General features: G+C 50.8%; 16 protein-coding genes and 1 pseudogene. 11 read left to right on the top strand and 6 right to left on the bottom strand.

Going from position 1 to position 25,627, the window contains the following annotated elements:
* Positions 1–1,198: 1,198 nt before the first annotated feature.
* A complete protein-coding gene (locus LX69_RS14985) occupies positions 1,199–1,948 on the bottom strand; it encodes a glycoside hydrolase family 11 protein (protein ID WP_221621378.1) in 750 nt (249 codons plus the stop codon).
* A gap of 618 nt (positions 1,949–2,566) precedes the next feature.
* On the opposite strand from LX69_RS14985, the gene LX69_RS14990 reads away from it, so the two are divergent.
* Entirely contained in the window at positions 2,567–4,714 is a 2,148-nt protein-coding gene (locus LX69_RS14990; protein ID WP_111446862.1) for a methyl-accepting chemotaxis protein, read from the top strand.
* A 376-nt stretch (positions 4,715–5,090) separates the two neighbouring features.
* On the opposite strand, the gene LX69_RS14995 is transcribed toward LX69_RS14990, so the two are convergent.
* Complete coding sequence (locus tag LX69_RS14995; RefSeq protein WP_221621379.1) at positions 5,091–6,557, bottom strand: aldehyde dehydrogenase; 1,467 nt, start codon at positions 6,555–6,557, stop codon at positions 5,091–5,093.
* A gap of 60 nt (positions 6,558–6,617) precedes the next feature.
* Positions 6,618–7,874 carry a glycoside hydrolase family 28 protein gene (locus LX69_RS15000; protein ID WP_111446864.1) on the bottom strand — a complete coding sequence of 419 codons (1,257 nt, stop codon included), beginning with the start codon at positions 7,872–7,874 and terminating at the stop codon, positions 6,618–6,620.
* A gap of 151 nt (positions 7,875–8,025) precedes the next feature.
* On the opposite strand from LX69_RS15000, the gene LX69_RS15005 reads away from it, so the two are divergent.
* From LX69_RS15005 to LX69_RS18275, 3 genes and pseudogenes are all read left to right on the top strand, one after another.
* Positions 8,026–9,192, top strand: a complete 1,167-nt coding sequence (locus LX69_RS15005) for a helix-turn-helix transcriptional regulator (protein WP_111446865.1) — start codon at positions 8,026–8,028, stop codon at positions 9,190–9,192.
* A 329-nt stretch (positions 9,193–9,521) separates the two neighbouring features.
* Positions 9,522–10,552: pseudogene (locus tag LX69_RS18270) on the top strand (beta-L-arabinofuranosidase domain-containing protein); the annotation flags it as partial.
* A gap of 18 nt (positions 10,553–10,570) precedes the next feature.
* Complete coding sequence (locus LX69_RS18275; protein ID WP_394336327.1) at positions 10,571–11,245, top strand: hypothetical protein; 675 nt, start codon at positions 10,571–10,573, stop codon at positions 11,243–11,245.
* Between the two features lie 188 nt (positions 11,246–11,433).
* On the opposite strand, the gene LX69_RS15015 is transcribed toward LX69_RS18275, so the two are convergent.
* Complete coding sequence (locus LX69_RS15015; protein WP_245935040.1) at positions 11,434–12,375, bottom strand: glycoside hydrolase family 28 protein; 942 nt, start codon at positions 12,373–12,375, stop codon at positions 11,434–11,436.
* A 13-nt stretch (positions 12,376–12,388) separates the two neighbouring features.
* Complete coding sequence (locus LX69_RS18030) at positions 12,389–12,802, bottom strand: glycosyl hydrolase family 28-related protein (protein WP_221621383.1); 414 nt, start codon at positions 12,800–12,802, stop codon at positions 12,389–12,391.
* Between the two features lie 326 nt (positions 12,803–13,128).
* Here LX69_RS18030 and LX69_RS15025 point away from each other — a divergent pair, with 326 nt between their 5' ends.
* The 6 genes from LX69_RS15025 to LX69_RS15055 all read left to right on the top strand — a co-directional run bounded on the left by LX69_RS15025 (position 13,129) and on the right by LX69_RS15055 (position 23,632).
* The gene (locus LX69_RS15025) at positions 13,129–14,214 is read left to right on the top strand and encodes a helix-turn-helix domain-containing protein (protein ID WP_170124419.1); all 1,086 of its coding nucleotides are present in this window, start codon (positions 13,129–13,131) and stop codon (positions 14,212–14,214) included.
* A gap of 438 nt (positions 14,215–14,652) precedes the next feature.
* Positions 14,653–16,587 (top strand): glycoside hydrolase family 127 protein, encoded by a 1,935-nt coding sequence (locus tag LX69_RS15035; protein WP_111446869.1) that lies wholly within the window; start codon positions 14,653–14,655, stop codon positions 16,585–16,587.
* Positions 16,588–16,852: 265 nt separating this feature from the next.
* Positions 16,853–18,280 (top strand): DUF1593 domain-containing protein, encoded by a 1,428-nt coding sequence (locus tag LX69_RS15040; RefSeq protein WP_111446870.1) that lies wholly within the window; start codon positions 16,853–16,855, stop codon positions 18,278–18,280.
* Positions 18,281–18,364: 84 nt separating this feature from the next.
* Positions 18,365–20,092, top strand: coding sequence for a cellulase family glycosylhydrolase (locus LX69_RS15045; protein ID WP_170124420.1), 1,728 nt, complete (start codon positions 18,365–18,367; stop codon positions 20,090–20,092).
* A gap of 255 nt (positions 20,093–20,347) precedes the next feature.
* Positions 20,348–21,946 (top strand): GH39 family glycosyl hydrolase, encoded by a 1,599-nt coding sequence (locus LX69_RS15050; RefSeq protein ID WP_111446872.1) that lies wholly within the window; start codon positions 20,348–20,350, stop codon positions 21,944–21,946.
* Positions 21,947–22,138: 192 nt separating this feature from the next.
* The gene (locus tag LX69_RS15055) at positions 22,139–23,632 is read left to right on the top strand and encodes a family 43 glycosylhydrolase (protein ID WP_111446873.1); all 1,494 of its coding nucleotides are present in this window, start codon (positions 22,139–22,141) and stop codon (positions 23,630–23,632) included.
* 137 nt (positions 23,633–23,769) lie between these two features.
* Here LX69_RS15055 and LX69_RS15060 read toward each other — a convergent pair whose 3' ends face one another.
* Positions 23,770–24,663 carry a helix-turn-helix domain-containing protein gene (locus tag LX69_RS15060; RefSeq protein ID WP_111446874.1) on the bottom strand — a complete coding sequence of 298 codons (894 nt, stop codon included), beginning with the start codon at positions 24,661–24,663 and terminating at the stop codon, positions 23,770–23,772.
* A gap of 323 nt (positions 24,664–24,986) precedes the next feature.
* On the opposite strand from LX69_RS15060, the gene LX69_RS15065 reads away from it, so the two are divergent.
* Complete coding sequence (locus LX69_RS15065) at positions 24,987–25,562, top strand: Crp/Fnr family transcriptional regulator (protein ID WP_111446875.1); 576 nt, start codon at positions 24,987–24,989, stop codon at positions 25,560–25,562.
* The last annotated feature ends 65 nt before the right edge of the window (positions 25,563–25,627 follow it).

The raw sequence follows: 25,627 nt of genomic DNA on the forward strand, positions 1-25,627 counted from the left end.
TTCACCTCAAAATAGTCTCTTTTGCTCTATTTGCTTTTGTAATACATTGATAATCAGTGTCTGAATTTTCGAAAAATCATTTGTAGTACACAAGGGGGTATTGTATATCAGCGGTTTACATGTTTACTTTGGGGCATGTATTTCAAAGTATCCATGCGCACCAACCCCGAAACGGGAATCTATAGCGGTTATTACCGTGTTTAGTGGAGAGCTAGCGTCATTACGCTACCTTTACAAAGCGAAAATCTGTAGTACACAAATCCGAACTCGAAAATGAACAATTCATTGAAATACAGGCGCTGGCTTTAGGATAGCTGCAAAATGGGTTAGGTTGCGCATTGTAGAGCGTTCTGGTGGTGTGTTATATATGTTAAGGATGTTGTGGCTCTCAGAGAAGAAGGGGGTTGTTGGGTTTGTCTAAAATGACACCCAATAATGGCTTTTCGGTATGCTGTGTATTTATAACATAAATGTGATATTTGTGTTATAAATGCGCTTATGATGGGTTGATCATCTATCCGGACAGAGCGCTTGCTAATCGAGCATCAAGGGGTGTTCGCTTGGAGTGTAACCGGGGGCAATAGCCCATTTTTTTGGGGGTGAATGTCAGGCAATGAATGAATCGAGCCATCGTTGGGCCAATCATCGCCACCGGTTTAGATTTTCACATAGCGCTAAACGCAGGGGCGTCATCCGATCGTTGTGGGTTGTTGTTTTTCAGAATGGGGCAAAGGGAAATGGTGAAGCCTTTCGTTTGGCGTTCACAGTGTTGTGGTGAAACACATGAAATGAAATCCCTGACAATGAATCCACGAATTCTTTGCGAAGCAAAGAATTCGTGGAAAAACCCTTTTAGCTCATCACCGCACATGGGAATAGCAAGATGATGAATGCCAATGAAAGGTTGGTGGTTTTGAATGGCTACCAACAACCACCCCAAACACGAGATCTTGGCGCTGGTATAGCGAGTGGATTCATCTCTTCCAACTCATTCATATGAGTAGGCTGGTAATGAAGCTCTTTGTGCTCGCCCTTTAATTGATCAACGTCTCATCCCTACCACCACCCGATCGGCGGAAGCGTTTCGAGTGTTGGTGCGATGACGATCAATGAGGGGGTGCGATGGACGGAGAGAATCAGCTCTCGTGAAGTGCTGTAAAGGGGAAAGGTCACCTGTGTGCTACAGTATGGGGTCTTGTTAATTTGTGACTCCGGCTTCCGTGTCGGCGTAAATGTTAAGCGCCTTAAATGCAAAATTGCCACTGCTCATGTAGCCTTCCACCACCATCGATACCTCGTGCAGCTTGCCCAGGTTCATGCCCATTGATTCCCATTGTTTAAAGTGGTCGCTGATGTGGATGGTGCCGCTGTTTCGCTTGTTGGTGCGGATGCTGAAATATTGCTTAAAGGTGGTGTTGCCCACGATCGAGGGCTGCTCGATGCGGGTGTTTTCATAAATATCATACTCGCTGCCATTGACGGTAAACGACCCTTTTTTGATGGCGTTGGCATCCATCGACGGAATCCAGTTGCGCCAGTCTTCAATGATGTAGTACTCAATGAGCGGTTCAATGGTCCAACCATACACCGACAGATAGGAGTTGCCCGAAGCCGTTGACGGGCTGTAAGTACAGTCATAGTCGGCATAAAAAGTGCCAATTTGCTGATGTTCCAGGGTTTGGTTGTAATCCAAACCGCGCCGGGCCAGGTAGTTGAGAATGCCGTTCCAGTGGCCGCTGAAGAGGGCGCCCTCGCCCAGGGTCATGCAGGCCGTCCCCTGTGAGTTTTGGTTCCACAATTCGTAGCGGAATCCATCCCGGGTGCCCGCAATTTGATCCGTTTCGGCGGTGATGCACAATTCCTGTGTCGTCAGCGGTGCACAGGCTGTCATGGTGGCTGCCAGCAATGCCAGCAGTGTTCGTTTGAGTGGTTGAATGTTGATTTTCATCTATTTGTGAGTGTGTTAAGATGTAAAATATTTCGCTTGGTTTGCTTTGGGTAACTGTAAAGATAAGGATATTCCGATGTGTTCTGCTCTGTTTTGTTGAATTCAGATGCCAGGTCGTTTCGTGCGTGCTGCTCCGAAAAAAGACAAATATCTTTCCTCATCTCATCATCTGTCTTTTTGTCTTGTGTCTCTTATCTTGCGTCTTGATACTTGTGTCTTGCATCTTGCGTCTTGCGTCTTGTATCTTGCATCTCGCATCATCCAACTGTCCACCCTTTTTCGGGGCATCAAAACACCCCCTTCGACGGCCGAAACCCCACTTTCTTCTCTCCCCAAACCCGTTGGCAGCGCCTTACATTTGAGCAGATAAAACGTGCCAGGTTGAATGCTTCGACACGAGGGGGCATCGTTGTTGATGACGTGCAAGAGTGCGAGAGTGCTAAAAGTGCGGATAGTGAAGTGATTAAAGATGAAATATCCGCAATCCCTGCTAAATATTTCTTTTTTGTTATCTGATTTTTTATATAAACACACATCGTATTACAAATTAACTCAGCGTCTTTGCGCCTCAGCGTTTATTCTTACGCTGGGGGATACAGGGGGCTTAATTATAAACAGATGAAAAAATTTAACGACCTCAAAATCGGTTTCCGCCTGATGTTGGTCATCAGCACCACCACAGTCCTCATCCTCTCGGTGTTGGGCTTGTATATCTATAACATTCAGGAAGAAAAAATCGTCACGGATAACGACAAATACATGACTGAGCAGGTGAAAGACCTCACCCGCATTGTGCAAATGCAGATCAAAGAACGTCAGGAACAGGTGGGATCGGCCATTCTGATGGCTCAGGAAGTGATGAATCAAGCCGGGTCTCTTTCCCTCTCGTCTTACGAAACCACTGTTATTGAGGCCGTCGATCAGGAGACCCGTGAACAAAAAGTCGTGAAGCTTCCCACTCTTAAGCTCAACAATCAGACCCTATACAACAGCACTTTGCTGGTGGACAAAATCACCGAGTTGACGCGTGCCCGTGCCACCATCTTTCAAAAAATCGAGGGTGGGTATCTGCGCATTTCCACCTCGGTGGTGCACCGTGATGGTAAACGAGCCACCAATACCTTCATTCCCGACCACTCTCCCGTGGTGCAGGCCATCGAAAGCGGGAAGGCTTATCATGGTCGGGCCATTGTGGTGGACGACTGGTATCTGACCACTTACAAACCTCTTAAGGTCAATCATCAAATTGTGGGCATGCTTTTCGTGGGAATGCCCGAGAAGGATTTGGGCAACATCAAAGAGATTTTTAATCGCAAGCAGTATCTCACATCCGGTTATCCTTTCATCATCGACAAAGAGGGGCTGCTGATTGTACATCCTCAAAACGAGGGGAATAACCTTAAGGGCGAACCATTCTTTAAACAACTGACGGCGACCCAAAGCGCCGACATCAGAATCAGTTACATCTGGAACGAACGCCACAAAATTCTTTACGCTTCTTATGTCGAGGCCATTGATTCATACATTGTGGCTTCCATCTTTGAGGACGAGCTGACCGTCATCCTGGCACACCTGCGTAACATCCTGCTCTTTGCCATTCTCTTGAGCATTGCCATCATGGTGGTGGTCATCGTGGTGATGGCCAACGCCATTTCGTCATCTCTGCGCAAAGGGGTCGATTTTGCCCAAAAAATCACCAATGGGGAGTTGTCGGCTCATCTGGACATTGACCAAAAAGATGAGGTGGGCGTGCTGGCCGATGCCCTGCGTACCATGGTTGGTTCGTTCCGGTCGGGGGTGGAAATGGCTCGTAAAATTGCCTCGGGCGACTTGCGCATGGAGGCTAAAAACGTCCATCGGGTCATCGAGGGTTCTTTGGATGAGGCGCTGATCAACATGCGCGAACAACTGCGCGACGTGGTGAAGAATATCCGTATGGTGGCGCAAAACGTGGCCAGCGGCAGTGTTCAAATCAGTCAGTCGGCCACCGACATCTCTACCGGAGCCAACGAGCAGGCCGCCACAGCCGAAGAGGTCTCCTCGTCGGTTGAAGAGATGGCCGCCACCATCACGCAAAATACTGAAAACGCCAAGGACACCGAACTCATTGCTGTGAAGGCTTCCAAGGACATCGACGAAGGTCGAAAATCGTTTGAGACGACCCTGAAAGCCATGAAGGACATTGCCGAAAAAATTACCATCATTGGCGACATTGCCGAAAAAACCGACCTGCTGGCCATCAATGCCGCCATTGAGGCTGCGCGTGCCGGAGAGCATGGAAAAGGCTTTGCCGTGGTGGCTTCGGAGGTGCGCAAGCTGGCCGAAGTGAGTCAACAGGCTGCCAAAGAGATCAACCACCTCTCTTCATCGAGTTTGCAGGTGGCCGAAAATGCCAGCAAGTTGCTTTCGTGCATCGTTCCCGATGTGCAGAAGACTGCAGAACTGGTGATGGAGATTGCTGCTGCCTCCCGTGAGCAAAAACTGGGCGCCGACCAAATCAGTCTGGCTGTGCAACAGTTCTCCAACGTCACCCAGTCGAACACGGCCAGTGCCGAGGAGATGGCCAGCAGCTCGGAAGAACTGGCCAGCCAGGCCGAACAACTCAACGAGGTGGTGAGTTACTTTGAATTGGAGCAGGAAAAGGTGGTGCGTGCTCCCCATCGCGATCAGCGTCACTCCATCCGAAGTGCCAAGCCGGCCGCGCAACCCAAAAAATTCACTCCCGGGGAGGCAGAATTAGACAGCGTGGAGTTCGAAAACTTCTAATCGGAACCTGCGGTAACGTTACGATTTACGAACAACGACAAGGCCGGGGAAACAACGAGACATCATCATCGTGGTTTCCCCGGCCTTCTTTTTATGATGATGCCTTTGGGCACCATAGCTAGGTAGAAGAAGGTAAGCCAATCCATCTTTCGCCCCAATTGGGGCGAGCGGTCCACGATTCCCCCAAATGCTACCGATATTTGGCCCCGATGGGGCCTCTAAACGGATTGCGCGTGTATAAAAAGAAATCATAGTGAGTCTCACCGAAATCCACGCTCCTTATCCTCCACGAGTAACATGTATCCTCTTAAACTCTTAAACTCTTAAACTCCTCCACCCCTCTACTCTTAAACTCCTCCACTCTTCCACTCCTCCCTTACCTCAGCAGCATTCGTATGAGTCGGAGTTTCTGAAGCGAGTAGGGGGCATATTTGAGGTTGGGCTCCCAGAAGGTGGGTTTTTGCAGAATGCTCTTGTAGTGTGTAAAGGTGTCGAAGCCGGCCTTGCCGTGGTAGCTCCCCATGCCGCTGGCGCCCACGCCGCCAAAGGGAAGATTGCTGCTGGCCAGGTGCATAAGGCTTTCGTTGACGGCACCTCCGCCAAAGGAAACCTCGTGGAGGATTTTGCGGATGGTGGTTTTGTTTTCGGAGTAGATGTAGCACGACAGGGGTTTGGGCTGCGCCTTCACACGGGCAATGGCATCGTCGAGGCTGGTGAAGGTGAGCACGGGCAGGATGGGGCCGAAGATTTCGTCGTGCATCACCGCATCGTCGAAGGTGACATCACGCAGCAGGGTGGGGCTGATGAACCGCGCCTGACGGTCGTGCACACCGCCAAAGCATACCTTGGTCGGGTCGATGAGCGCCACCAGCCGATCGAAGTTGCGGTGGTTGATGATTTGCAGGTAGTGGTCGGCAGGGGTGTCGGGGTGCTGGGGGTAGCGAGCCGCTTCGGCCTTGAGAGCCTCGATGAAGCGTTCCTCGATGCTTTTCTCCACCAACAGGTAATCGGGCGCTACACAGGTCTGACCCGCATTGAGGAACTTGGCCCACACGATGCGTCGCGCAGTCACGGCAATGTTGCAGTCGGCCATCACAAACACGGGGCTTTTGCCGCCCAGCTCGAGGGTGACGGGGGTGAGGTGACGCGCTGCGGCCTGGTACACCATGCGACCCACGGGGATGCTGCCGGTGAAGAAAATTTTGTCGAAGTGATGCTCCAGAAGTTCCTGCGTGGTTTGGGCATCGCCCTGCACCACATGGAAATATTCGGGGGCAAAATGGTCGTTCACCAGTCGGGCGAGCACGTTGGCCGTGTGGGCGGGCAGCTCGCTGGGTTTGAGCATCACGGTGTTGCCGGCAGCCAAAGCCGTGAGGGCCGGCAGCAGCGACAGTTGAATGGGGTAGTTCCAGGCGCCAATCACCAGGGTGACGCCCAGTGGCTCGGGCATGATGTAGCTTTTGGCGGGGAAGTTGAGGAGCCCAGCGCCCACGCGTTTGGCCTTGCTCCAGCGCGGCAGTCGGGTGATGAGCAGGTCTATTTCGTGATAGATGAGCGATAGTTCGGTGGTGAAAGTCTCGAATTCTGACTTGCCAAAGTCCTCGCGGATGGCGCGGTTGAGCTCCGGTTCGTGCCGGGCGATGAGGTCGCGCAGCTGCCTGAGGTGGGCAATGCGAAGGCGAATGTCCTTGGTGGCGTTGCTGTTGAAATAGTCGCGTTGGCGGGCAATGAGGTCGTGAATGGCGGTCATGGCATTTTTAATGGTGAAGATAGGGAATTTTGAAATGCGTTCACGGGAGAGATGCGCTATTTGCGCGTCTGTACGATTGTAGGGGAATGCCACAAAGGCCTGAATTCTATTGAGTCAGGCCTTTGTAGTGTGTTTGCGGGGGCGATCTTCATTTTAGGGAACCAACTTCAGCGCCTCCCCATTTTCGGTCACATTCTCGAGCGTCACGGCATCGGGGTAGAGGCATTTCATGCCCTGGCCGGGCGAATGCACGGTGATGTTTCGAAACACGATGTCCGACACCGTGTCGTGGGCGTTGCCGGCCATCTCGCCAAAATAAGTGGCCGTGACGTGAATGTTGCTCATCACAATGTTGCGCACGGTGGCTTTGGGCTGATCGGTGGTGCCTTCCAGGTCGAAGAACTGTTTCCATGGGCGCATCTCAATGAGGGGGCCGCTGTTGCCGGTGATGTTTTCGATGGTGATGTTTTCGAAGGTTTGGTGGGTGTCGGGGCGCATCTTTAGGCGCAGCACGGGGCAGGTGTTTTGCATCACGCAGTTGCGCAGGGTGATGTTGCGGGCGTGAATGCACTCGCTGCCCAGGGTGAGGGTGCCGTGCGACTGGCCAAAGGTGCAGTTCTCGATGAGCACATCTTCTACAATGCCGTTTTCGGGCAGGGTGTGCGCCAGGGGGCCTTTGCCGCCTTTGATGCACACCCCGTCGTCGTTGACCGAGATGTAACAGTTGCGAATGGTCACGCGCTTGCACACGTCCAGATCGATGCCGTCGGTGCTGGGCGCCTTCACGGGTTTAAAGGGCGAGCGGATGTCGCACCCTTCAATGAGCACATCGTTGCACTGGTAGAGGTGGGTGGTCCAGAAGCCGGCGTTGCGCAGCTTCACATCCCGAAGGGTGACGCTGTCGCAGCCCCAAATAAAGATGAGACGGGGGCGGTACACCTCCAGGTTGGTGACGGTGCGTCCCTGGCGGCGTCCCTCTTCGCGTCGTGCCCAAAACTGATCCCAGAACTTATATCCGTTCCCATCGATGGTGCCCGGGCCGGTGATAGAAAAGCCGTTGACGTGGGTGGCGTTGATGAGCGCGGCAAAGTAATCGAGGTTCTTGCCCTCCATGCGCGAGGCCATCAGGGGGTAGTCGGCAATGGTGTCGGAGCCTTTGATGACAGCGCCTTCCAAGAGTTTGAGACGAGTGCCCGGCTTGAAAAAGAGCGCCCCGGTGAGAAACACCCCTTTGGGCACCACAATGGTGCCGCCGCCTTTGGCGTGTGCCTTGTCGATGACCTTTTGGATGGCACAGGTGTTGAGCAGGGTGCTGTCGGCTTTCACCCCGTGGCGGGTGATGACATAGTCCTTGGCGGATAAACTGAGGGAAGCCATAAGGGCCAGCGACAGGGTGAGCAGCTTGATCATGATGTTATTTGAGATGGTTTTTGTTTCATACAAATATCATCAATCGCCCCTGGGGGTAAAAATGTAACACCCATGAAAATTGTTCGGGTGAGCAGGGGATGTTGTCCTGTGAGGGGTGAAGCTGGTGAAATTGGGGTTAATTACTGTTTAAATGATTAAATTAGGAGCCCGAAATTTGCTGATGATGTTTCATAGTCCTTTATCTTTTTTTTTGCATTTTTTTTGGCACAGCCGGGTCAATCGTTGGTTGCTGACAGTGGCCTTGGTGGGGGGGGCTGCCTTTGGGTTATTTTTTGCGTCAGTTAGTTCCTTGCACGTCTTTCCTTCTGAACAACGTTTTTCGTATTTCTTTTTCACCGATACGGCCAACGGTGGCCAGTCGCGCATATTGCACGGTGCGGTATCGGACAGTGCCATCGAGATGTTGTTTGAATTGAAAAAAGGTTTTGTAGATCCCTATGTGTCCATTTCGGTATCGCCCACGGATGCTGAATTTATAAATTTGCGTGGTCATAATCGCATGTCGATTGATATGGAAGGTCATCAAAGTAGCAATGTTGGCATTGATCTGATCACCCGTTTTCGGGATGTAATGACCAATGATTCTGGGTGGGTGGTGAATCATTATTATAACATCATTGACGTGGTGCCGCATCGGAGGTGTTATGTTATTGACCTGCAGCATTTCAAGGTGCCGGACTATTGGTATGTTGATCATAATGTGAATGCTGCAAACCGTATTCCATTAAATCTTTCCAAGGTGTTGAGTTTTAATGTGGGCACGGCCTATGCCACCCGGTGGGATGAACCTCAGAAATTGCGCATTTACGGGATTCGATTTTTTCGGGACAATAGCCAAACCTGGTTGGTATTGTTTCTGGTGGAGATGCTGGTGTTGGGATTGTTATTGATGGCAAACCTGATTGCATATGTTTGGGGAAAAAGACGACTACCCTTGTCCGTGTCTTATAGGCCTGTGGCGGTGAGCGGCGACGATTCAGAGCCTGGGAGTCCTGATTTTATGAATTACATTCATCACCATTTTAACGATCCGGAATTGACGTTAGAGGGAATGTCGAAAAAGCTCACCGTTAACCAGCGTTTGATGTCAACGACAATTCAGCAGCAATATGGCTGTAATTTTAAGACTTATCTTAATCGTTTGCGTATTCATGAGTCGAAGCGTTTGCTCCTGGAAACCCGTTTGAGTATGGGGGAGATTGCCACACTGGTGGGATTTAATACCCAAAGTCATTTCAATAGGGTGTTCAGGCAATTCACTGGTGTGAGTCCAAGTGAATTTAAAGGTGTTGGATAGCATGTGATTGCATGTTTTGCAAAAAGATTTTCGGGTTTTGCAAAAAGGTTTTGGGGCGATTGTGATAATGTTGTCATCGTTAATCATTATCACTCACCACTATGGCAAAACTCATTTACATGTCAATTCTTTGTTGGGCTGCATTACAGCTCAATGTTACCGCGCAAGTGATTTATGTGAACAATGCCGGAGGACAACGCTCCAGCGATAGTTCAATTTTTCATTCGTTACAGAATCCCGACCTTCAGCTCCAGCGTATTCCTATTGACCGTGTTCAGTTGTTACCAGGTCTTTTTCAGCAACGTTACCAACTCAATAAAAAATACATGATGAGCTTGGATAACGATAAGATGTTGCAAAATTTTTATTACGAAGCCGGTATATCCAAAACCGGATACATCATGCTCAATAAGGATATGAATCATCAGGATTTTTATTGGGGATGGGAATCGCCCAATAATCAACTGAGAGGACATTTTTTAGGGCACTGGCTGTCGGCAGCCGCCTATTTGATTGCCCAAACGGGTGACATGGAAGTGAAGGGCAAAGCGGATAAGATTGTGACTGAGCTGGCCGAATGTCAGCGCATCAATGGGGGTCAGTGGGCCGGTTCAATCCCTGAAAAATATTTCGACTTAATGGCGCAAGGGCAGCAAATTTGGTCGCCACAATACACCATTCATAAAACATTGATGGGGTTGTGGGACATGTATCTGGTTACCGGATCAATCCAGGCTCTGGAGGTGCTGGATCGGTTTGCCGATTGGTTTCATGCCTGGACGGGTAAGCAAATCGCGGCTAATAACGCCGCAGCCATTTATGGGGGTGAAACCAGTGGGATGCTTGAGATTTGGGCTAATCTTTACAATGTGGCGCAGCACCCCAAGTATCTCGATTTAATGCAACGATATGGTCATCCGGGGATGTTTCAAGCCTTGCTCAGTGGGCAGGATGTTTTGTCGAACGATCATGCGAATGCAGGGATTCCCTGGTCGCATGGTGCTGCCAGAGTGTATGAGGTGACAGGTAATCAATATTGGCGTGACATCGTTCATGCCTTTTGGAAAAGTGCCGTGACTGATCGCGGGCACTATTGTACCGGGGGCAAAACGCCGGCGAATATTGGATTCCGCCCCATAAACTGGCCGATTTTAGGTGCCAAAACAATCAAGAGCATTGCACCGTGTACAATATGATACGTACAGCCGATTATTTGTACCGATGGACCGGTGATCCGGCTTATGCCGACTACATAGAGCGCAACATTTACAATGGCATATTAGCCCAGCAGCACCCTCACACCGGCATGGTGGCTTATTTTCTGCCCATGGCGGCCGGGTTCACCAAGGGGGGCGAGAAAGGTTGGGGTACTCCCACGATGGATTTTTGGTGTTGTCACGGTTCGTTGGTGCAAGCCCAAGTGCGCTATCTTGAAAATATTTACTATCAAAGCAATCGTGGTCTCACGTTGGCGCAATACATCCCCTCCCGGCTCAAATGGCAAAATGGAAAGGCAAACGTGGAAGTGAGACAGGAGTGCCTGGCAAATGTCTACGACAAAGCCGCGACGGCCAACCGATGGCGCATGAAAATCACCATTGCTGCCGATGAGCCGACGAACTTAGATTTACGCCTGCGTTTGCCGTGGTGGCTGACCGAAAAAGCTAAGGTGACCGTCAATGGTGTGTCTCACCCCGTGAGCGCTCTCCATGGCTATGTAACCATTACCCGGCAATGGCATCACGACGAGATTCTGGTGGAGTTTCCCACTCGGGTGACGGCTGTGCCCATGCCCGATGCTAAAAATCTATATGCCTTGATGGAAGGGCCAATTGTGTTGGCCGGATTAATTGATCGCGAGGTGTCTTTGCGCGGAAATGTACAACAGCCCGAGTCGTTTGTGGAACGTGAATATGAGCATGAATATAAAGTATTTCCATGGAAACAAAGCCATTACCGCACCGTGAATCAACCAACAAACTTTCGTTTTGTACCGCTGTACGAGGTTGCCGATGAACGCTATTCCATTTATTTCCCGGTACATAAGCCCTGATAGCAGGCGTGGATGTTTGGTTTGGGGCGATTGTTTTTGAGGTAATCTTCTACTGAAAACTGACGTCATCCTCAACAATCGTTGAGATGCTGTCAGTTTTTTGGTAGAATGACCTCTGGTTTTGATTTTGGCTTGCGATCGTTTGACAGGGTTTAACGTTCAATTGCCGGCAATGGGGTGAGGGGTGATTACTCTTCCCTGAATCCCACCACATTCTCGTGCCCATGTTTCTGCGCCTCGCGTTGTTGGGTCACCGACACGTTTTTGAGCACCACGTTTTGCACCGGCTGATTGGCTTGGCCTTGGATGTGCGATACAAACTTCACGCTGCCGGCTTCAATATTTTTGAGGGTGATGTCGGAAATGGGTGTCGTCTTCTTGACAAGCGTGGGCACCAAGTCGCGCCATTGGTACAGCACATCGGTTTCAATGCCCAGTACGCCTTCGTCCATCTTGTCGGCTACAATATTTTCGACAATGATATTTTTGACGTAACCGCCCCGCCGTTCGTTGGTTTTGATGAACACCAGGTGGAACATTTTGGCGCCGGGGGCTACGGTGCAATTGTTGAGCCACACGTTTTCAATGCCACCCGACAACTCGCTGCCCACGGCCAACAGTTGGTGCCCGTTTTTAATGGTGCAGTTGCGCATCACAATGTTCTTCGATGGCGTATTGAGCTTCCATGCATCCCAGTTGCTGCCCGACTTCACGGCAATGGCATCGTCGCCTTGGTCGAAAGTGCAGTTTTCAATCAACACGTTTTGGCTCATCTCGGGGTCTACGCCATCGTTGTTGTGGCCGTGGGCAAACACGTTGACGTTGCGGATGACCACGTTTTTCGACAGATAGGGATGGATAACCCAAAACGGGCTATGGGTGATGGTAATGCCGTCTAGCAAAATATTTTCGCACCTATTCAATTGGATAAAATGCGGACGAAAGTTGGCCGAGTCGTTCACCATGTTGCGCTGCTCCACGGGCACATCTTCGGCGGCCATGTAGTAGAGCCGTTTGAGGCTGTTCATGTGTCCCGATGGTCGCTTGTACCAGATTTTCCAAATATCGAGTTTTGCCTTTAGTTCGCCCTGTCCGGTGATGGCCACGTTTTTACACCCGTAGGCATACACCAACGGCGAGTAGTTATAGCACTCGTAACCTTCCCATGTGGTGTGTACGGCGGGCAGATAATCCTTGGGATCTTCGGAAAAAAAGGAGCACGGCGTCTTTGTCGAGGTGTAGGTTGACGTTGCTTTTGAGATGTATCTTTTTTGTAAGCCATTCTCCTTGTGGCACCACCACCACGCCACCCTTTTTATTGGCTTTGTCGATGGCCGCTGCAATGGCCGCCGATGTTTTCTCTTTGTCGCCTTTAACGGCACCAAAACTGGTAATGTCGAACCGCCGGCAGCGGCTAAAGTCGGGTGTGGTGATGTCAGGCATCTCGAAGGGCGCCGACACCTTTATGGTTTGATGTTTTACTTTGTTGCCGGCCTGTGTGGGGATGCAACAGGTCACGATGGTCATTAAAAATGTGAATGAATAAATGGTTTTCATGGATGTTGGTTTAAGAGTCTCCTGTCATCCCAAAGGGGAGGATTGGGGAATGATTGGAGGATCGTTTTTATGGTTTCGTGGTTCAAAGGTCTTTATTGCTTGCGATAGAATGAAAAAGGCAGGACATGAAAATTGTGTGTTTTTCCCTGTCTGGATAGGTTTTGTGCCATCGGGAATCAGGATGTGATGGAGAAGTCATGGATAAAGGGGATAATTTTAAAAGGTTTTGCCGTGTGTGGTGCGTTCCTTATATTTATCGTCTAAAATCCATCTATCGGGGTCGAAACCCCAATTTGTGAACGGCATCTATGATTAAACCCCTTGGCTTGAGACTGTTTGTTTGGCTTCTGTTGGTACTCACTGCAGGGGTGCTTGTCATCGCGGTAGCAGTGTCTCTGATACCCGCTTGCGTGATATTTCCCTCGCAAGCCCGGTTTCGGGTCGATGCTTATTCCGATGCCCCCAATGGTGGCAATTCACAGGTGGTGCGGTTTGATGTCTCCGACTCATTGGCGCTCATGGATTTTCGCTTTGGCGAAGCCTTTCACAGTCCTTACGTGGGCGTCAGCCTCACCCCTGTGGCATCATCGGGCGTGGACGTGTCATGGTACAATTGCCTGAAGGTAGAGATGCGTGGGGGTGGACTTTCACGCGTGGGCATCGCTCTTTACACCCAGCCGGTGAGTTCGAGTGGCTACACCCGGGTGAACGAGACGCTCAATCATTCGTATCTCAACATTACTGATCAGCGGACGGTTTATCATCTGCCTCTGACACAATTTCAGCACCCCGAATGGTGGGAAGACTTGCATGGCATCTCGCCCGAAATGCGTCGTCGTCCCGACCTGAGCCGTTTGTTGCACGTTAACATTGGCACGGCTTTTACACCTCAACTCGATGGCGACAAGCAATTGTGCATTTATGCCGTGACCTTGACGCGCAACAACCGGGAGTTGTACCTGTGGTTGGCGGGCATTTATGTGTTGATGTCAGCACTGCTGTGCGTGTGGCGTTTTTGGCGTGTCAAAGCCGTTGTTGCTTCACCTGGTGTCACGGTGTCGTACCGGCCTGTGCCCCTCGATGAGCCCGCCGGTAGCGGTGAGGCCTGCCTCGACTACCTCAACACCCATTACCACTTCAGCGACCTCACCCTCGAAAAGGTCGCTGCCCAAACGGGCACCTCGCCCCGGCGCATCACACAGCTCATTCACGACCGTTACGGCTGTCACTTCAAAAGCTATCTGAACCGCATCCGCATCACCGAGGCCAAACGCCTTCTTGCCCAGGCCGACCTCAACATGGGCGAAATCGCCTTTCGGGTGGGATTTAACAACCAAACCCATTTTAACCGCGTGTTCAAGAGCGAATGCGGGGTGAGCCCCACCGAATTCAGGGAGCAGCTGCGGGGGTAGGGCTCCCTATAGCCCCCTATGGCCCCCTAAATCCCCCAAGGGGGACTTTGGATCGTTTCGTCTTTAATTACTTTTTCAGTCACACTTTTGTACTCTCGCACTTTTGCACTCTTGCACTTTTGCATCTTGCACTTTTGCACTCTTTTACACTCTCCTGCTTTCTTTGCTATGCAAAGCGACTTTGTTCCTTTTCCACTTTTCCACTTTTCTGCTTTGCGACTTTGTTCCTTTGCTTTCCCCCCCAAAGACAAATGACGCCCTTTTTGTAGCGAAATCAGAAGCCTCACGGGCGGTTCTGTCAAATGATTTGCGTTTTTTGTCAAAAGGCGCAACGGTGTGATGACTAATATTGTAGTCGGTTTTGGTCGCGCTGCGCCCCTGAGGTTGACCGACAGGCTGCGGCGGATGCAATAATATTAATCATGAATAGATCCGATTATGAAAAGTCTTATTTTCCCTTTTTTGGCGCTTGTGTGGATGGGGTGCGAACGTCAGGTGACACAGTCGCCCGATTATCCGATTTCATCTGTCGATGTGAAAGATGTTGAGATTCACGACCGTTTTTGGTTACCCATTATTAAAACGGTGCAGGATTCAACCATTCCTTACGCATTGATGAAATGCGAGCAGGAGGGGCGTATGGAAAACTTCCTGATAGCAGGAGGTCAGAAACCGGGTAAGAAACACGGCAAGATGCCTTTTGACGATACCGATCTTTACAAAATCATTGAAGGGGCATCCTACTCGTTAATCAGTGCGCCCAATCCACACCTCGAGGCCTATGTCGATTCTGTCATCCAAATTATCAAGGTTGGGCAGGAGCCTGACGGTTATTTGTCAACCTGGTTTAGCATCGACCCGTCTAACCCCGGGATTGAGTGGTTCAAACCGTCAAAAGAACGCTGGGATCATGAGGATATGAACCACGAGCTTTATAATTGCGGACACCTTTTTGAAGCTGCAGCGGCGCATTATTGGGCTACGGGCAAGCGCCACTTTCTTGATATTGCCCTTAAAAATGCCGACTTGCTGGTGGCAAATTTTGGCCCCGGTAAATTGCAAATCCCGCCGGGGCATCAAATTGTCGAAACCGGTTTGGTGAAGCTGTATCGCATTACCAACAATCCTGATTATTTAAATCTGGCTAAGAATTACCTCGATTGGCGTGGTGATACTGCCACCCATCAATTATATGGCTTGTATGCTCAGGATCATTTGCCCGTCACCCGGCAGACCCAGGCAGTGGGCCATGCCGTGCGTGCCGTGTATATGTATGCCGGCATGACCGATGTGGCGGCCATTTTTAAGGATTCGACGTATTGCATGGCCATCGATACGCTTTGGAACAATGTGGTGAATTATAAAACATATATCACAGGGGGCATTGGCGCACGTCATGAGGGGGAAATGTTTGGTGAGAATTATGAGCTGCCCAATCTCACGGCTTATAGCGAAACGTGTGCTGCCATTGGCAGTGTGCATTGGAATCAGCGGATGTTTCAGTTGACCGGCAATGTGCAATATATTGATGTTCTCGAACGAACCCTTTATAATGGTCTCATCGCGGGTTTGTCAATCGATGGCAAAAAGTTTTTTTATCCCAATCCGTTGGAGTCTGATGGGACTTATACATTTAATCATGGGGCATGTACCCGCTCTCCATGGTTCGATTGCTCGTGTTGTCCAACCAATCTGATTCGGTTTATCCCTTCGTTGCCAAGCCTGATTTATGCTCAACAAGACGATCGCCTTTTTGTGAATCTTTTTATGGCTAACAAGGCGAAAGTTACCATTCGTAAACAGAACGTCGAAATCATTCAAAAGACGGATTATCCCAATAGCGGTCCTGTGGTGCTTGAAGTGAATCCTCAAAAAAGTACCGAATTTACCATGCTCGTACGAATTCCGGGGTGGGCGCAAAACATCGTTCTTCCGGGGCAATTGTATCAATACATTGATGAGGTGACACCCAAGGTTGAGCTTTTTGTTAACGGAAAAAGTGAGGCCATCGTGCTCGAAAATGGTTATGCAACCCTCAGTCGCAAATGGGAGCGAGGCGATGTGGTTGAAATCAATCTGCCTTTTGAAGTGCGAAAAGTGGCATCCGCCCCGGTGATCGTCGACAATCAGAATAAAGTTGCCATTGAATATGGTCCCATTGTATTTTGTGCCGAAGAGGTCGATAACCCGGGGCTGAAGGAGCGGTTTCTCACACCCGACGAAGGGTTTAGCATCTCTCAAATGTCGATTCACTCGGTTGAGTCGCCCGTTCTGAAAGGCAATCGCTCCGGGCTGACCCTGATTCCTTACCATTTGTGGTCAAACAGAGGTGTGGGGCGCATGAAGGTCTGGTTGCCGGTGCATGGGGATTAAATCCTGCGCCATTCTCGACAAGGGGGGTGGTATCTGATGAAGCGGGGTTGATGCTTTAAGACTTAAATAAATAAACTAATGAATATCCGTGTGGGAACCTATTTGCTTTTCATCATCAACAGAGATTCTAAAACTCGGTGAATCTCTGCGTCAACTCAGTGGTTCTCTGTGTAATTTAATGTTTCATAGAGGAAGAACCAGAAGACTCAGAGAGCCACGGAGCAGAATAAGCATTTTTACGATTATTCATTAAAAAACTTCTACTATGAGGGCTTCGTTTTTAGTGTTGTTGTTAGCCATGACAGTGGCTTCTCTTTGGGGACAAAATCAACAAAAGCACCGACTTATTGTGCTCACCGACATTGAAGCTGATCCGGATGACACGCAGTCGTTGGTTCGGTTGCTGTTATACTCCAACGAAATTGACATCAAAGGGTTGATTGCCACCACTTCGTGCTGGCATCGAAACATGGTGAATCCTCAATCTATCAAAAAAGTGGTTCAGGGTTACGAGAAGGTGCACCACAACTTAATGTTGCATCACGCTCAGTATCCCAAGGCCGAGGCGTTGTATGCCCTCATCAAGCAAGGATTGCCCCGTTACGGCATGGCTGGTGTTGGCTCCAACAATGATTCGGAAGGTTCGGAGTGGATCATTCGGGAGTTGGAGAAGGCTGATGAACGCCCCTTGTGGATTTCGGTTTGGGGAGGTGCTAATACGTTGGCTCAGGCGCTTTATCAGCTTAAACAAACCCAAAACCCTCAAGCGTTGAAACAACTGGTGAGCCGGCTTCGCGTTTATGCTATCTCCGATCAGGACGACAGCGGGCTATGGCTGAGAAATAACTTTCCCGATCTGTTTTACATTGTCAGTCCCGGCGATGATTATGGCAGTGCCACCTGGAGTGCCATCAATGGTTATATCAGTGGGATCGACAATCACCGAATCAGCAACACCTGGATTGCTCAACACATTCAGCAGGGACACGGCTCTCTTGGCGCCCTTTACCCCGATGTTGCCTGGGGTGTGGAAGGCGATACCCCTGCTTTTTTGTCTCTGATTCAAAATGGCTTAAGCAATGCCGAGCATCCTGACTGGGGCGGTTGGGGCGGTCGATATGAGCTTTATCAGCCCGACTTTTCTTCTCAGAAAAAAGGGGGATCCGGCGTGCCTTTTGAACCTGAAACCCGTAAGATCTGGACGCATGCCGTGGATGCCTTTTCTCCTTATGTGTCGTATGATTATGGGCGAGCGGTCAAACCCGATACGGTTGTGTTTCGCGATAATAAGGTGTCGCTGTGGCGTTGGCGCGATGATTTTCAAAATGATTTTGCTGCCCGGATGGATTGGTGTTGCCAGCCTTACGAGGCGGCCAACCACCACCCGCAAATAGTGTTGAGTCATCCCGATATGATGGTGGTGAAAAGTGGACAGTGGGTTGCTCTGGATGCTTTTGAGACAACCGACCCCGATGGGGATAGTTTTAGTTTTTTGTGGTTTCATTATCCCGAGGCCGGTACTTACCATCAGCCCATTGGGGTGGAAGGCGCCAATAATGCTCACGCGGCATTCTTTATTGCCCCTAAAGTCGATAAAGATGAAACGGTTCATTTTATTTTAAAAGTTACGGATCGGGGGCAGCCCCAATTGTCGAGTTACAAAAGAGTGATTGTCACCATTCAGCCTTCGTGAAACATCCGTCCCTGAGAAATCTTTATCATTCTCACATCTTAGCCCAACAAGCTCAGTGTTTTTCAATCCAAATCAATGAGAATCATGCAAAAAATCACAAGTTTTTTAAGTCTGTTATTCATCCTGTTTACCATGGGATGTGACGACGAAGAGGTGGCACGTCTCACCGTGTCGGAGAGTCTCATTGAGGTGGCGCCCGAGGGAGTGGTATCCGGCTTTGTGGTCGAAACCGATGCCGGCGCCTGGGCCATCACCAACCCGGCTGCCGATTGGGTGACCCTGTCGCAGAGCAGCGGCACGCAAAGCCGGGCGCTCATTTCGTTAACCGTGGCCACTCGCAGCCTGACGCCCCGCACCGACACGCTCGTCATCCGTGCCGGCAATGCCGCGCCGGTGAATGTGGTGGTGTCGCAGGCTGCATCCGATTTTTTGTATCAGTTGGCTGTCAACCGCGTCTCGGCCGATTTCTCCTTTCAGGGTGGTTCGCTTCCCATGACGGTGACCGGCACTGCCCCCCGTTGGACACTCACTGCCGATGCCCCCTGGGTTGAGCTGAGCCAGGGCGAAGGTGTTGCCGGCACTGCCTCAGTGAATGTAGTGGCGGCGCCCTATACCGGCTCGCAGAATCGTACCGCCCGAGTCACGCTCAGTGGCGAGGCGGCTCCTGCCTCGGTCATTGAGGTGACGCAGAGGGCTTCGTATCCCGACTATAACACATCTCCCATTGATCCCGACGCCACAGGCATGGGCAGCACGGCCACCGAACTGGCATCGAGAATAAAAATCGGCTGGAACATTGGCAACACCCTCGAGGCCATTGGTGGTGAAACGGCTTGGGGAAATCCCCTGGTGACCGAAAACCTGATTAAGCTGGTTAAGCAAAACGGCTTCAATGCCATTCGCATTCCTTGCTCGTGGAACCAGTATCTCGAGAGCAATGCCACGGCCAAAATTAAAGAGTCGTGGCTCAACCGAGTCAAACAGGTGGTGCAATGGTGTGTCGACAATGATGTGTATGTGATTCTCAACATCCATTGGGATGGGGGCTGGCTCGAAAATCATTGTACCCCCGACAAGCAGTTTGAGAACAACGCCAAGCAAAAAGCACTGTGGACGCAAATTGCCACCCACCTGCGCGATTTTGACGAGCGGCTGATATTTGCCGGCACTAACGAACCCAATGTCGAAAATGCGACCCAGATGGCCGTGCTGCAAACTTACCTGCAAACTTTTGTAGATGCCGTGCGTGCCACCGGAGGACGCAACTACTACCGCACGCTGGTGGTGCAGGGACCTTCGACCGATGTGGAGATGACTCAAAAATTGATGACCGCCATGCCCACCGATGTAGTGCCCAACCGCATGATGGCCGAGATACATTATTACACCCCTTTTCAGTATTGTTTGATGAGCGAAGATGCCAGCTGGGGCAAGATGTTTTACTATTGGGGCAAGGATTACCATTCGGCCACCGATGCCGGCCGCAACGCCAGTTGGGGTGAGGAAGCCCGGTTGGAGGAGCTCATGGGCATGATGAAACAGCAGTTTGTCGATAAGGGCATCCCCGTGATCATGGGCGAATATGCCGTCATCCGCCGCACCAATTTAACGGGCGACAACCTGAAACTGCATCTGGCCTCCCGCGCTTACTATCTCAAATATCTCACTCAAAAAGCCAAAGCCAACGGGCTGCTGCCGTTTTATTGGGATGCCGGCAACATGGATGCCAATGCTTCGGCCTTGTTCAATCGGAAAAATAACACGGTGTTCGATCAGGTGGCGCTCGATGCCATCATGGAAGGAGCGAAATAGAAGATGCCCCTCCCGGCCTCCCCGAAGGGGAGGAGTGGGAAGAATGCAAAACTATAAGAGTGAAAGTGGCAAAGTGGCAAAGTGGCAAAGTAGCAAAGTGGCAAAGTAACAAAGCAGGAGAGTGCAAAAGTACGATAGTAAAAGAGTGTAGAAGTGTAAGAGTTTAGAAGTGTAAAAGGAAGACTGAAAGAGTAATTAAAGACGAAATATTCCATAGTCCCCCTTTGGGGGATTAGGGGGCTTAATACATCAACCATGAAAAAACACACCATTTTATTCACCTTGGCGACGCTGCTCATCGGCAGTCCTGTCATTTATTCGCAAAGTAAATCCAAGGCGAAAGTTCAGTCATCTGTGCGCACCATCTCTGTCGATTTTCAAAACGAGAAAGGGGCCATGAACCCCATGTTTAAGGAGTGCATAGGTGCCGGGCGCGCCAATGAGGGCCTCCGTGCCGACTGGCAACAGCAACTGCGTGAGGCCAAGGCCGAGTGCGACTTCCAATACATCCGCATGCACGGCCTGTTTACCGACGACATGGCCGTGTACAAAGAGGATCGCAACGGCAACCCCGAGTACAACTTCATGTATGTCGATGCCCTGTTCGACTACATGCTCGAAATTGGCATCAAACCGTTTGTCGAGCTGGGCTTTATGCCAAACGCACTGGCCAGCGGCCCCGAAACCATCTTCTGGTGGCGAGGCAATGTGACCCCTCCCAAAGATTACGACAAGTGGGAGGCGCTCATTTACAACCTGTTGTTGCATTTCACCGAACGTTATGGCACCGATGAGGTGAAGACGTGGTATTTTGAGGTGTGGAACGAGCCCAACCTCACCCCTGGCTTTTGGACGGGCACGCAGCAGGAGTATTTCAAGCTGTACCAATATGCCGCCAGGGGCGTGAAACGGGTGAACGATGCCTACCGCGTGGGCGGCCCTGCCACGGCCGGCGCTGCCTGGGAACCCGAGATGATCGACTTCTGCGTAAAAAACGATGTGCCCATCGACTTCATCAGCACTCATTCGTATGGTGTGGATGTGGGCTATTTGGATGAGTTCGGCCAGGCCGGGACCCGCCTGAGCAAAAACAAATGGAGCGTGAGTGGCGATGTGATTCAGTCGCGCAAGGAGATTGCCGAGTCGGTGAAGCCCAATCTGGAACTGCATTACACCGAGTGGAGCTCGTCGTACACCCCGGCCGACCCCATGCACGACAGTTACCATCAGGCGGCTTACATTCTCGAAAAAATCAAACAAGTTGGCCATGCGGCCAACTCCATGTCGTATTGGGTGTTTACCGACATCTTTGAAGAGGCCGGGCCGCGTTTCACCCCCTTTCACGGCGGCTTTGGGTTGATGACCATTCAGGGCATCAAAAAACCGGCCTACCATGCCTATGCCTTGATGAATCAACTGGGCGGCATCGAGCTGGCCAATGCCGACAGCGCTTCGTGGGTGTGCAAAAGCAGCAACGGCGACATGCAGGTGTTGCTGTGGGATTTCACTTACACCCTGCCCGACGATGTGAACAACCAGCAATATTACATCCGCGACCTGCCCGCCAAAAGCAAAGGACGGGTGACCCTCGACCTGAAGGGCATCCCCTCCGGCACTTATCATCTCGATACCTATAAAATCGGCTACGGCATCAACGACCCATACAAGCTTTATGCGCAAATGGGGCGCCCCTCACAGCTCAACCGTCAGCAGGTGGCGTTCCTCAAGCGTCAAAGCACCGGCCTGCCCGTTGCCTCCGAAATGGTCACCATTGCTGCCGATGGTCTGCTCAAACGCGACCTCCCGCTCAACGAAAATGATGTGGTGATGGTGATGTTGAGAAAGATGAAGTAAGATGCTGCTCGTTGATGCGGCACCGATCCAAACAACAAATAATTAACGCCCCTCCCGACACTTCCCAAAAGGGGAGACCGGGAAGGGCACCTTTCTTCAATTATGAAACGAGCCATGATTAAGCCTCTTCACACACAGGAGTATGACTATTGGCGAGTTCCTTATGGCCATTGAAAAACAAATTATAGACACATGAAATTCATTTACACTCTTCTCACGTTGGGTGTTCTGTTGGGGTGTCAACAACCTCAAAGCACCCAAGGACAAGCATCCTTCATCAATCCCCTGTTCGCGGGCGATTACCCCGACCCGAGCATGCTGCGCGATGGAAACGATTATTACATCGTGCATTCATCGTTCGAGTATTATCCCGGCCTCACCATTTGGCACTCCACCGACATGGTGAATTGGAAACCCATTGCCAATGCACTGCACCAATACGTGGGCTCGGTGTGGGCGCCCGATTTGGTGAAGCACAACAGCAAATACTTCATTTACTTTCCGGTGAGCAACACCAACTATGTGGTGTGGGCCGACAAGATGGAAGGGCCCTGGAGCGATCCCATTGACCTTAAGGTGGGCAACATCGACCCCGGCCACGTGGCCGACGAGCAGGGCAACTGTTACCTCTATTTCAGCAATGGTGGTTACGTGCCCCTGAGCCCCGACGGGCTGAGCGTGACGGGCGAGCTGCGCCATGCCTACGATGGTTGGCCCATCCCTCGCGACTGGCAAATTGAGTGCTTTTGCATGGAAGGCCCCAAGCTGATGAAGCGCGGCGACTATTACTACCTCACCGTGGCCCAAGGGGGAACCGCCGGTCCTGCAACGGGGCACATGGTGATTTCGGCACGATCCAAATCACCCCTTGGCCCTTGGGAGAACTCGCCCCACAATCCCATCATCCGCACCAAAGATGCATCGGAAAGGTGGTGTTCGGTAGGTCATGGCACCGTGCTCGATGATGCCGCCGGTAACTGGTGGATGGTGTTGCACGGCTACGAAAACGGCCATTACAACATGGGTCGCCAAACGCTCATGCTGCCCGTGGAATGGACGGCCGATGGCTGGTACAAAATCCCCGCATCGGCCTCGCTCGAAAAAACGGTGGCGGCGTCACTTTCCGCATCCACCGCAGAGCCTTTCTCTCTCAATGATGCCTTCACCGGCGCATCGCTCAGTCCCCATTGGAAATTCTTTGGCGAATACAACCCCGCGCGTTTCGAGATGTGCGGCAGCGGCATCACCATCAAAGGGCAAGGCGGTTCGGTGGCCGACTGTTCACCGTTGCTCTGCATGCCCGTCAACCATTCGTACACCGCGCAGGTGGAGTTGCAAATTGCCGACAATGCAATGGGTGGTTTGGTTCTGTTCTACAACCAGCAAGCCGCATCGGGCATTTTGGCCGATAGCCAAAACATCCTCACCAACATACGCGGCTGGCAGTTTGTGACTCAAGCCAACCAAATTGACCGCCACGTGTGGTTGCGCATCAAAAAAACAGGTCAGGTGGTGGATATGTATTACAGCACCGATGGCCAAAAATGGGAGAAAACCGAAAATTCGTTGGAGGTGTCGGGATTCCACCATAACGTGCTGGGCGGTTTCATGGGCATGCGCATTGGGTTGGCGGCCATTGGCGATGGCGATGTGACGTTTCGGGATTTTAGGTATTGGGGGGAATGAGAAAGGATGGCCACAGAGTTTTATTTCGATTTGTTATGTAATTCTGATGAAGCTATACCCCGTGTTCAAATAAGAGTCAGATAACTCAAGTGATTTATATGGTAGAAATGCAGTAGTTGATGAAAAATCTCCGGTGCTCAATTCATGTGCCTGAATTCGTTGGGCGAAAGGCCCGTGTTTTTCTTGAACATGCGGGTGAAATGTTGCGGGTGCTTAAAGCCCAATTCGTAGGCCACTTCGCTGATGGATTTGCCGGGAATGTACATTTTTTCTTTAGCCGCTTCAATCATTTTTAGCTGAATGTGTTCCTGTGCCGACTTGCCGGTCTCTCTTTTTAGTAAATCGCCCAGGTAGTTGGCCGAGATAAAGAGCTTGTCGGCACAGTAACGCACCGATGGCAGCCCCATGTCGATGGCCTGGGATGAGGCGAAATAATCGTCCACCACCTTTTCGAAACGCGCCAGCAAATCCTTGTTCACCGGGTTGCGGGTGATGAACTGCCGGTCGTAAAAGCGCTTGCAATAGTTGAGCAACAGCTCGATGTACGACACGATGAGCGTTTTGCTGTGCGCATCGATGGCGTGTTGCAGTTCGAAGCTGATTTTATCGAAGCAGTCGTTGATGATGGCTCTTTCGCGCAAGGAGAGGTGCAACGCCTCGTTCACCTCGTACGAGAAAAAGGTGTATTCCTTCAGGTTGCGCCCCAAGGCAGTGCCGTGAACCAGGTCGGGGTGGAAAACGAGCGCCTGCCCGATGCCCTTTTGTGGTGTTGGGCTCTCAACGCCGTACACCTGGCCGGGGGCAATGAATACCATGGTGCCCTCCTCGTAGTCGTAGGTGCCGCCCCCATAGGTCATGTTGCCGCACATCGACTCCTTTAAAAAGATGGCATACAAGCCCAATTGCCGCCTGAAAAAGCAAAAAGGCTCGGTCTTGGCAAAATCGATCACGCTCACCAGCGGGTGAAGCGTTTCCTGTCCCACCAAATGGTTGTACTCGGTCACGGTGTTGATGCGGGTGATGTCGGCCATTTTTGACGTTTCTTATTGGAGTATGTAGGTATCAAGATGCAAGAATCAAGTCTATAATTTATATAGGATGCTTTCGTTTTAACACCGAATACTTGTCCTTCATCTTTATGACAAATTTAAGCAACTATTTGCAGGGTGGTGAGGACGAAATTGCAAAACGGTGATTTGGGTAGGAGAAACCGTAATCGGGGTAAATCGTCACATCTGACCGTATCCGGTTGGCCATTGGCGGAACCAGCTTGAGGATTTCTGAAATTACAGTAACATGGCGTTGAGAATAAATCACACGATGGCTTATATTTGTATGGAATGAAGTCCTGAAAATGAGCGAACCCAACAAGCTTCTCTACTATTTTAAAAAATGGACCGACCTTACTGAGGCCGAAGAAGCCATCATCATGTCGGTATTTGAGTCGGTGGTCATCAAAAAAAAGAATGAGATGCTGGTGGCGGGGCAGGTTTGCAGCCATCTGTATTTTATCACAAAGGGTTGTTTGCGTTCATACTACATTGACACGAAAGGTACCGAGCACATATACCAAATTCGGATGGACAACAACTGGATCAGCGACCTGGAGAGTTTCTTTTCCCAAAAACCGTCGAAATATCACATCGAAACGCTTGAAGATTCGCACTTGCTTTGCATTACACACGAGCGCATGGAGCAACTGCTGGTTGAGGTGCCCCGGCTCGAAAGGTATTTCCGCATCCTGTTCCAAAAAGCCTATGTGAATGCGCTGAACCGCCTCAACGCCACCATGTGGAAAACGGCCATAGACCGCTACAACGACATGATTCAGGAGCATCCCGAAGTGTTTCAGCGCGTACCATTGGTTTACATTGCATCGTACCTGGGCATCACACCCGAAAGCCTGAGCCGCATCAGAAGGCAGAAATAAACGCCTCGTCCGAAGGCAACCCTATTTCTTACCATAGGTTAAGTGTGCGGGGGCATGGTTTCATC

Source organism: Breznakibacter xylanolyticus, assembly GCF_003254275.1.
GTDB classification, from domain to species: Bacteria; Bacteroidota; Bacteroidia; order Bacteroidales; family Marinilabiliaceae; genus Breznakibacter; species Breznakibacter xylanolyticus.

What these genes read in the sequence shown, in the direction of transcription:
- LX69_RS15050 (WP_111446872.1), top strand. Translation starts at nt 20,348, where the DNA reads ATGAAAAAACACACCATTTTATTCACCTTGGCGACGCTGCTCATCGGC.
- LX69_RS15060 (WP_111446874.1), bottom strand. Translation starts at nt 24,663, where the DNA reads ATGGCCGACATCACCCGCATCAACACCGTGACCGAGTACAACCATTTG.
- LX69_RS15055 (WP_111446873.1), top strand. Translation starts at nt 22,139, where the DNA reads ATGAAATTCATTTACACTCTTCTCACGTTGGGTGTTCTGTTGGGGTGT.
- LX69_RS18030 (WP_221621383.1), bottom strand. Translation starts at nt 12,802, where the DNA reads ATGAAAACCATTTATTCATTCACATTTTTAATGACCATCGTGACCTGT.
- LX69_RS15005 (WP_111446865.1), top strand. Translation starts at nt 8,026, where the DNA reads ATGATTAAATTAGGAGCCCGAAATTTGCTGATGATGTTTCATAGTCCT.
- LX69_RS15045 (WP_170124420.1), top strand. Translation starts at nt 18,365, where the DNA reads ATGCAAAAAATCACAAGTTTTTTAAGTCTGTTATTCATCCTGTTTACC.
- LX69_RS15065 (WP_111446875.1), top strand. Translation starts at nt 24,987, where the DNA reads ATGAGCGAACCCAACAAGCTTCTCTACTATTTTAAAAAATGGACCGAC.
- LX69_RS14985 (WP_221621378.1), bottom strand. Translation starts at nt 1,948, where the DNA reads ATGAAAATCAACATTCAACCACTCAAACGAACACTGCTGGCATTGCTG.
- LX69_RS14990 (WP_111446862.1), top strand. Translation starts at nt 2,567, where the DNA reads ATGAAAAAATTTAACGACCTCAAAATCGGTTTCCGCCTGATGTTGGTC.
- LX69_RS15040 (WP_111446870.1), top strand. Translation starts at nt 16,853, where the DNA reads ATGAGGGCTTCGTTTTTAGTGTTGTTGTTAGCCATGACAGTGGCTTCT.
- LX69_RS15035 (WP_111446869.1), top strand. Translation starts at nt 14,653, where the DNA reads ATGAAAAGTCTTATTTTCCCTTTTTTGGCGCTTGTGTGGATGGGGTGC.
- LX69_RS18275 (WP_394336327.1), top strand. Translation starts at nt 10,571, where the DNA reads ATGGATTTTTGGTGTTGTCACGGTTCGTTGGTGCAAGCCCAAGTGCGC.
- LX69_RS15000 (WP_111446864.1), bottom strand. Translation starts at nt 7,874, where the DNA reads ATGATCAAGCTGCTCACCCTGTCGCTGGCCCTTATGGCTTCCCTCAGT.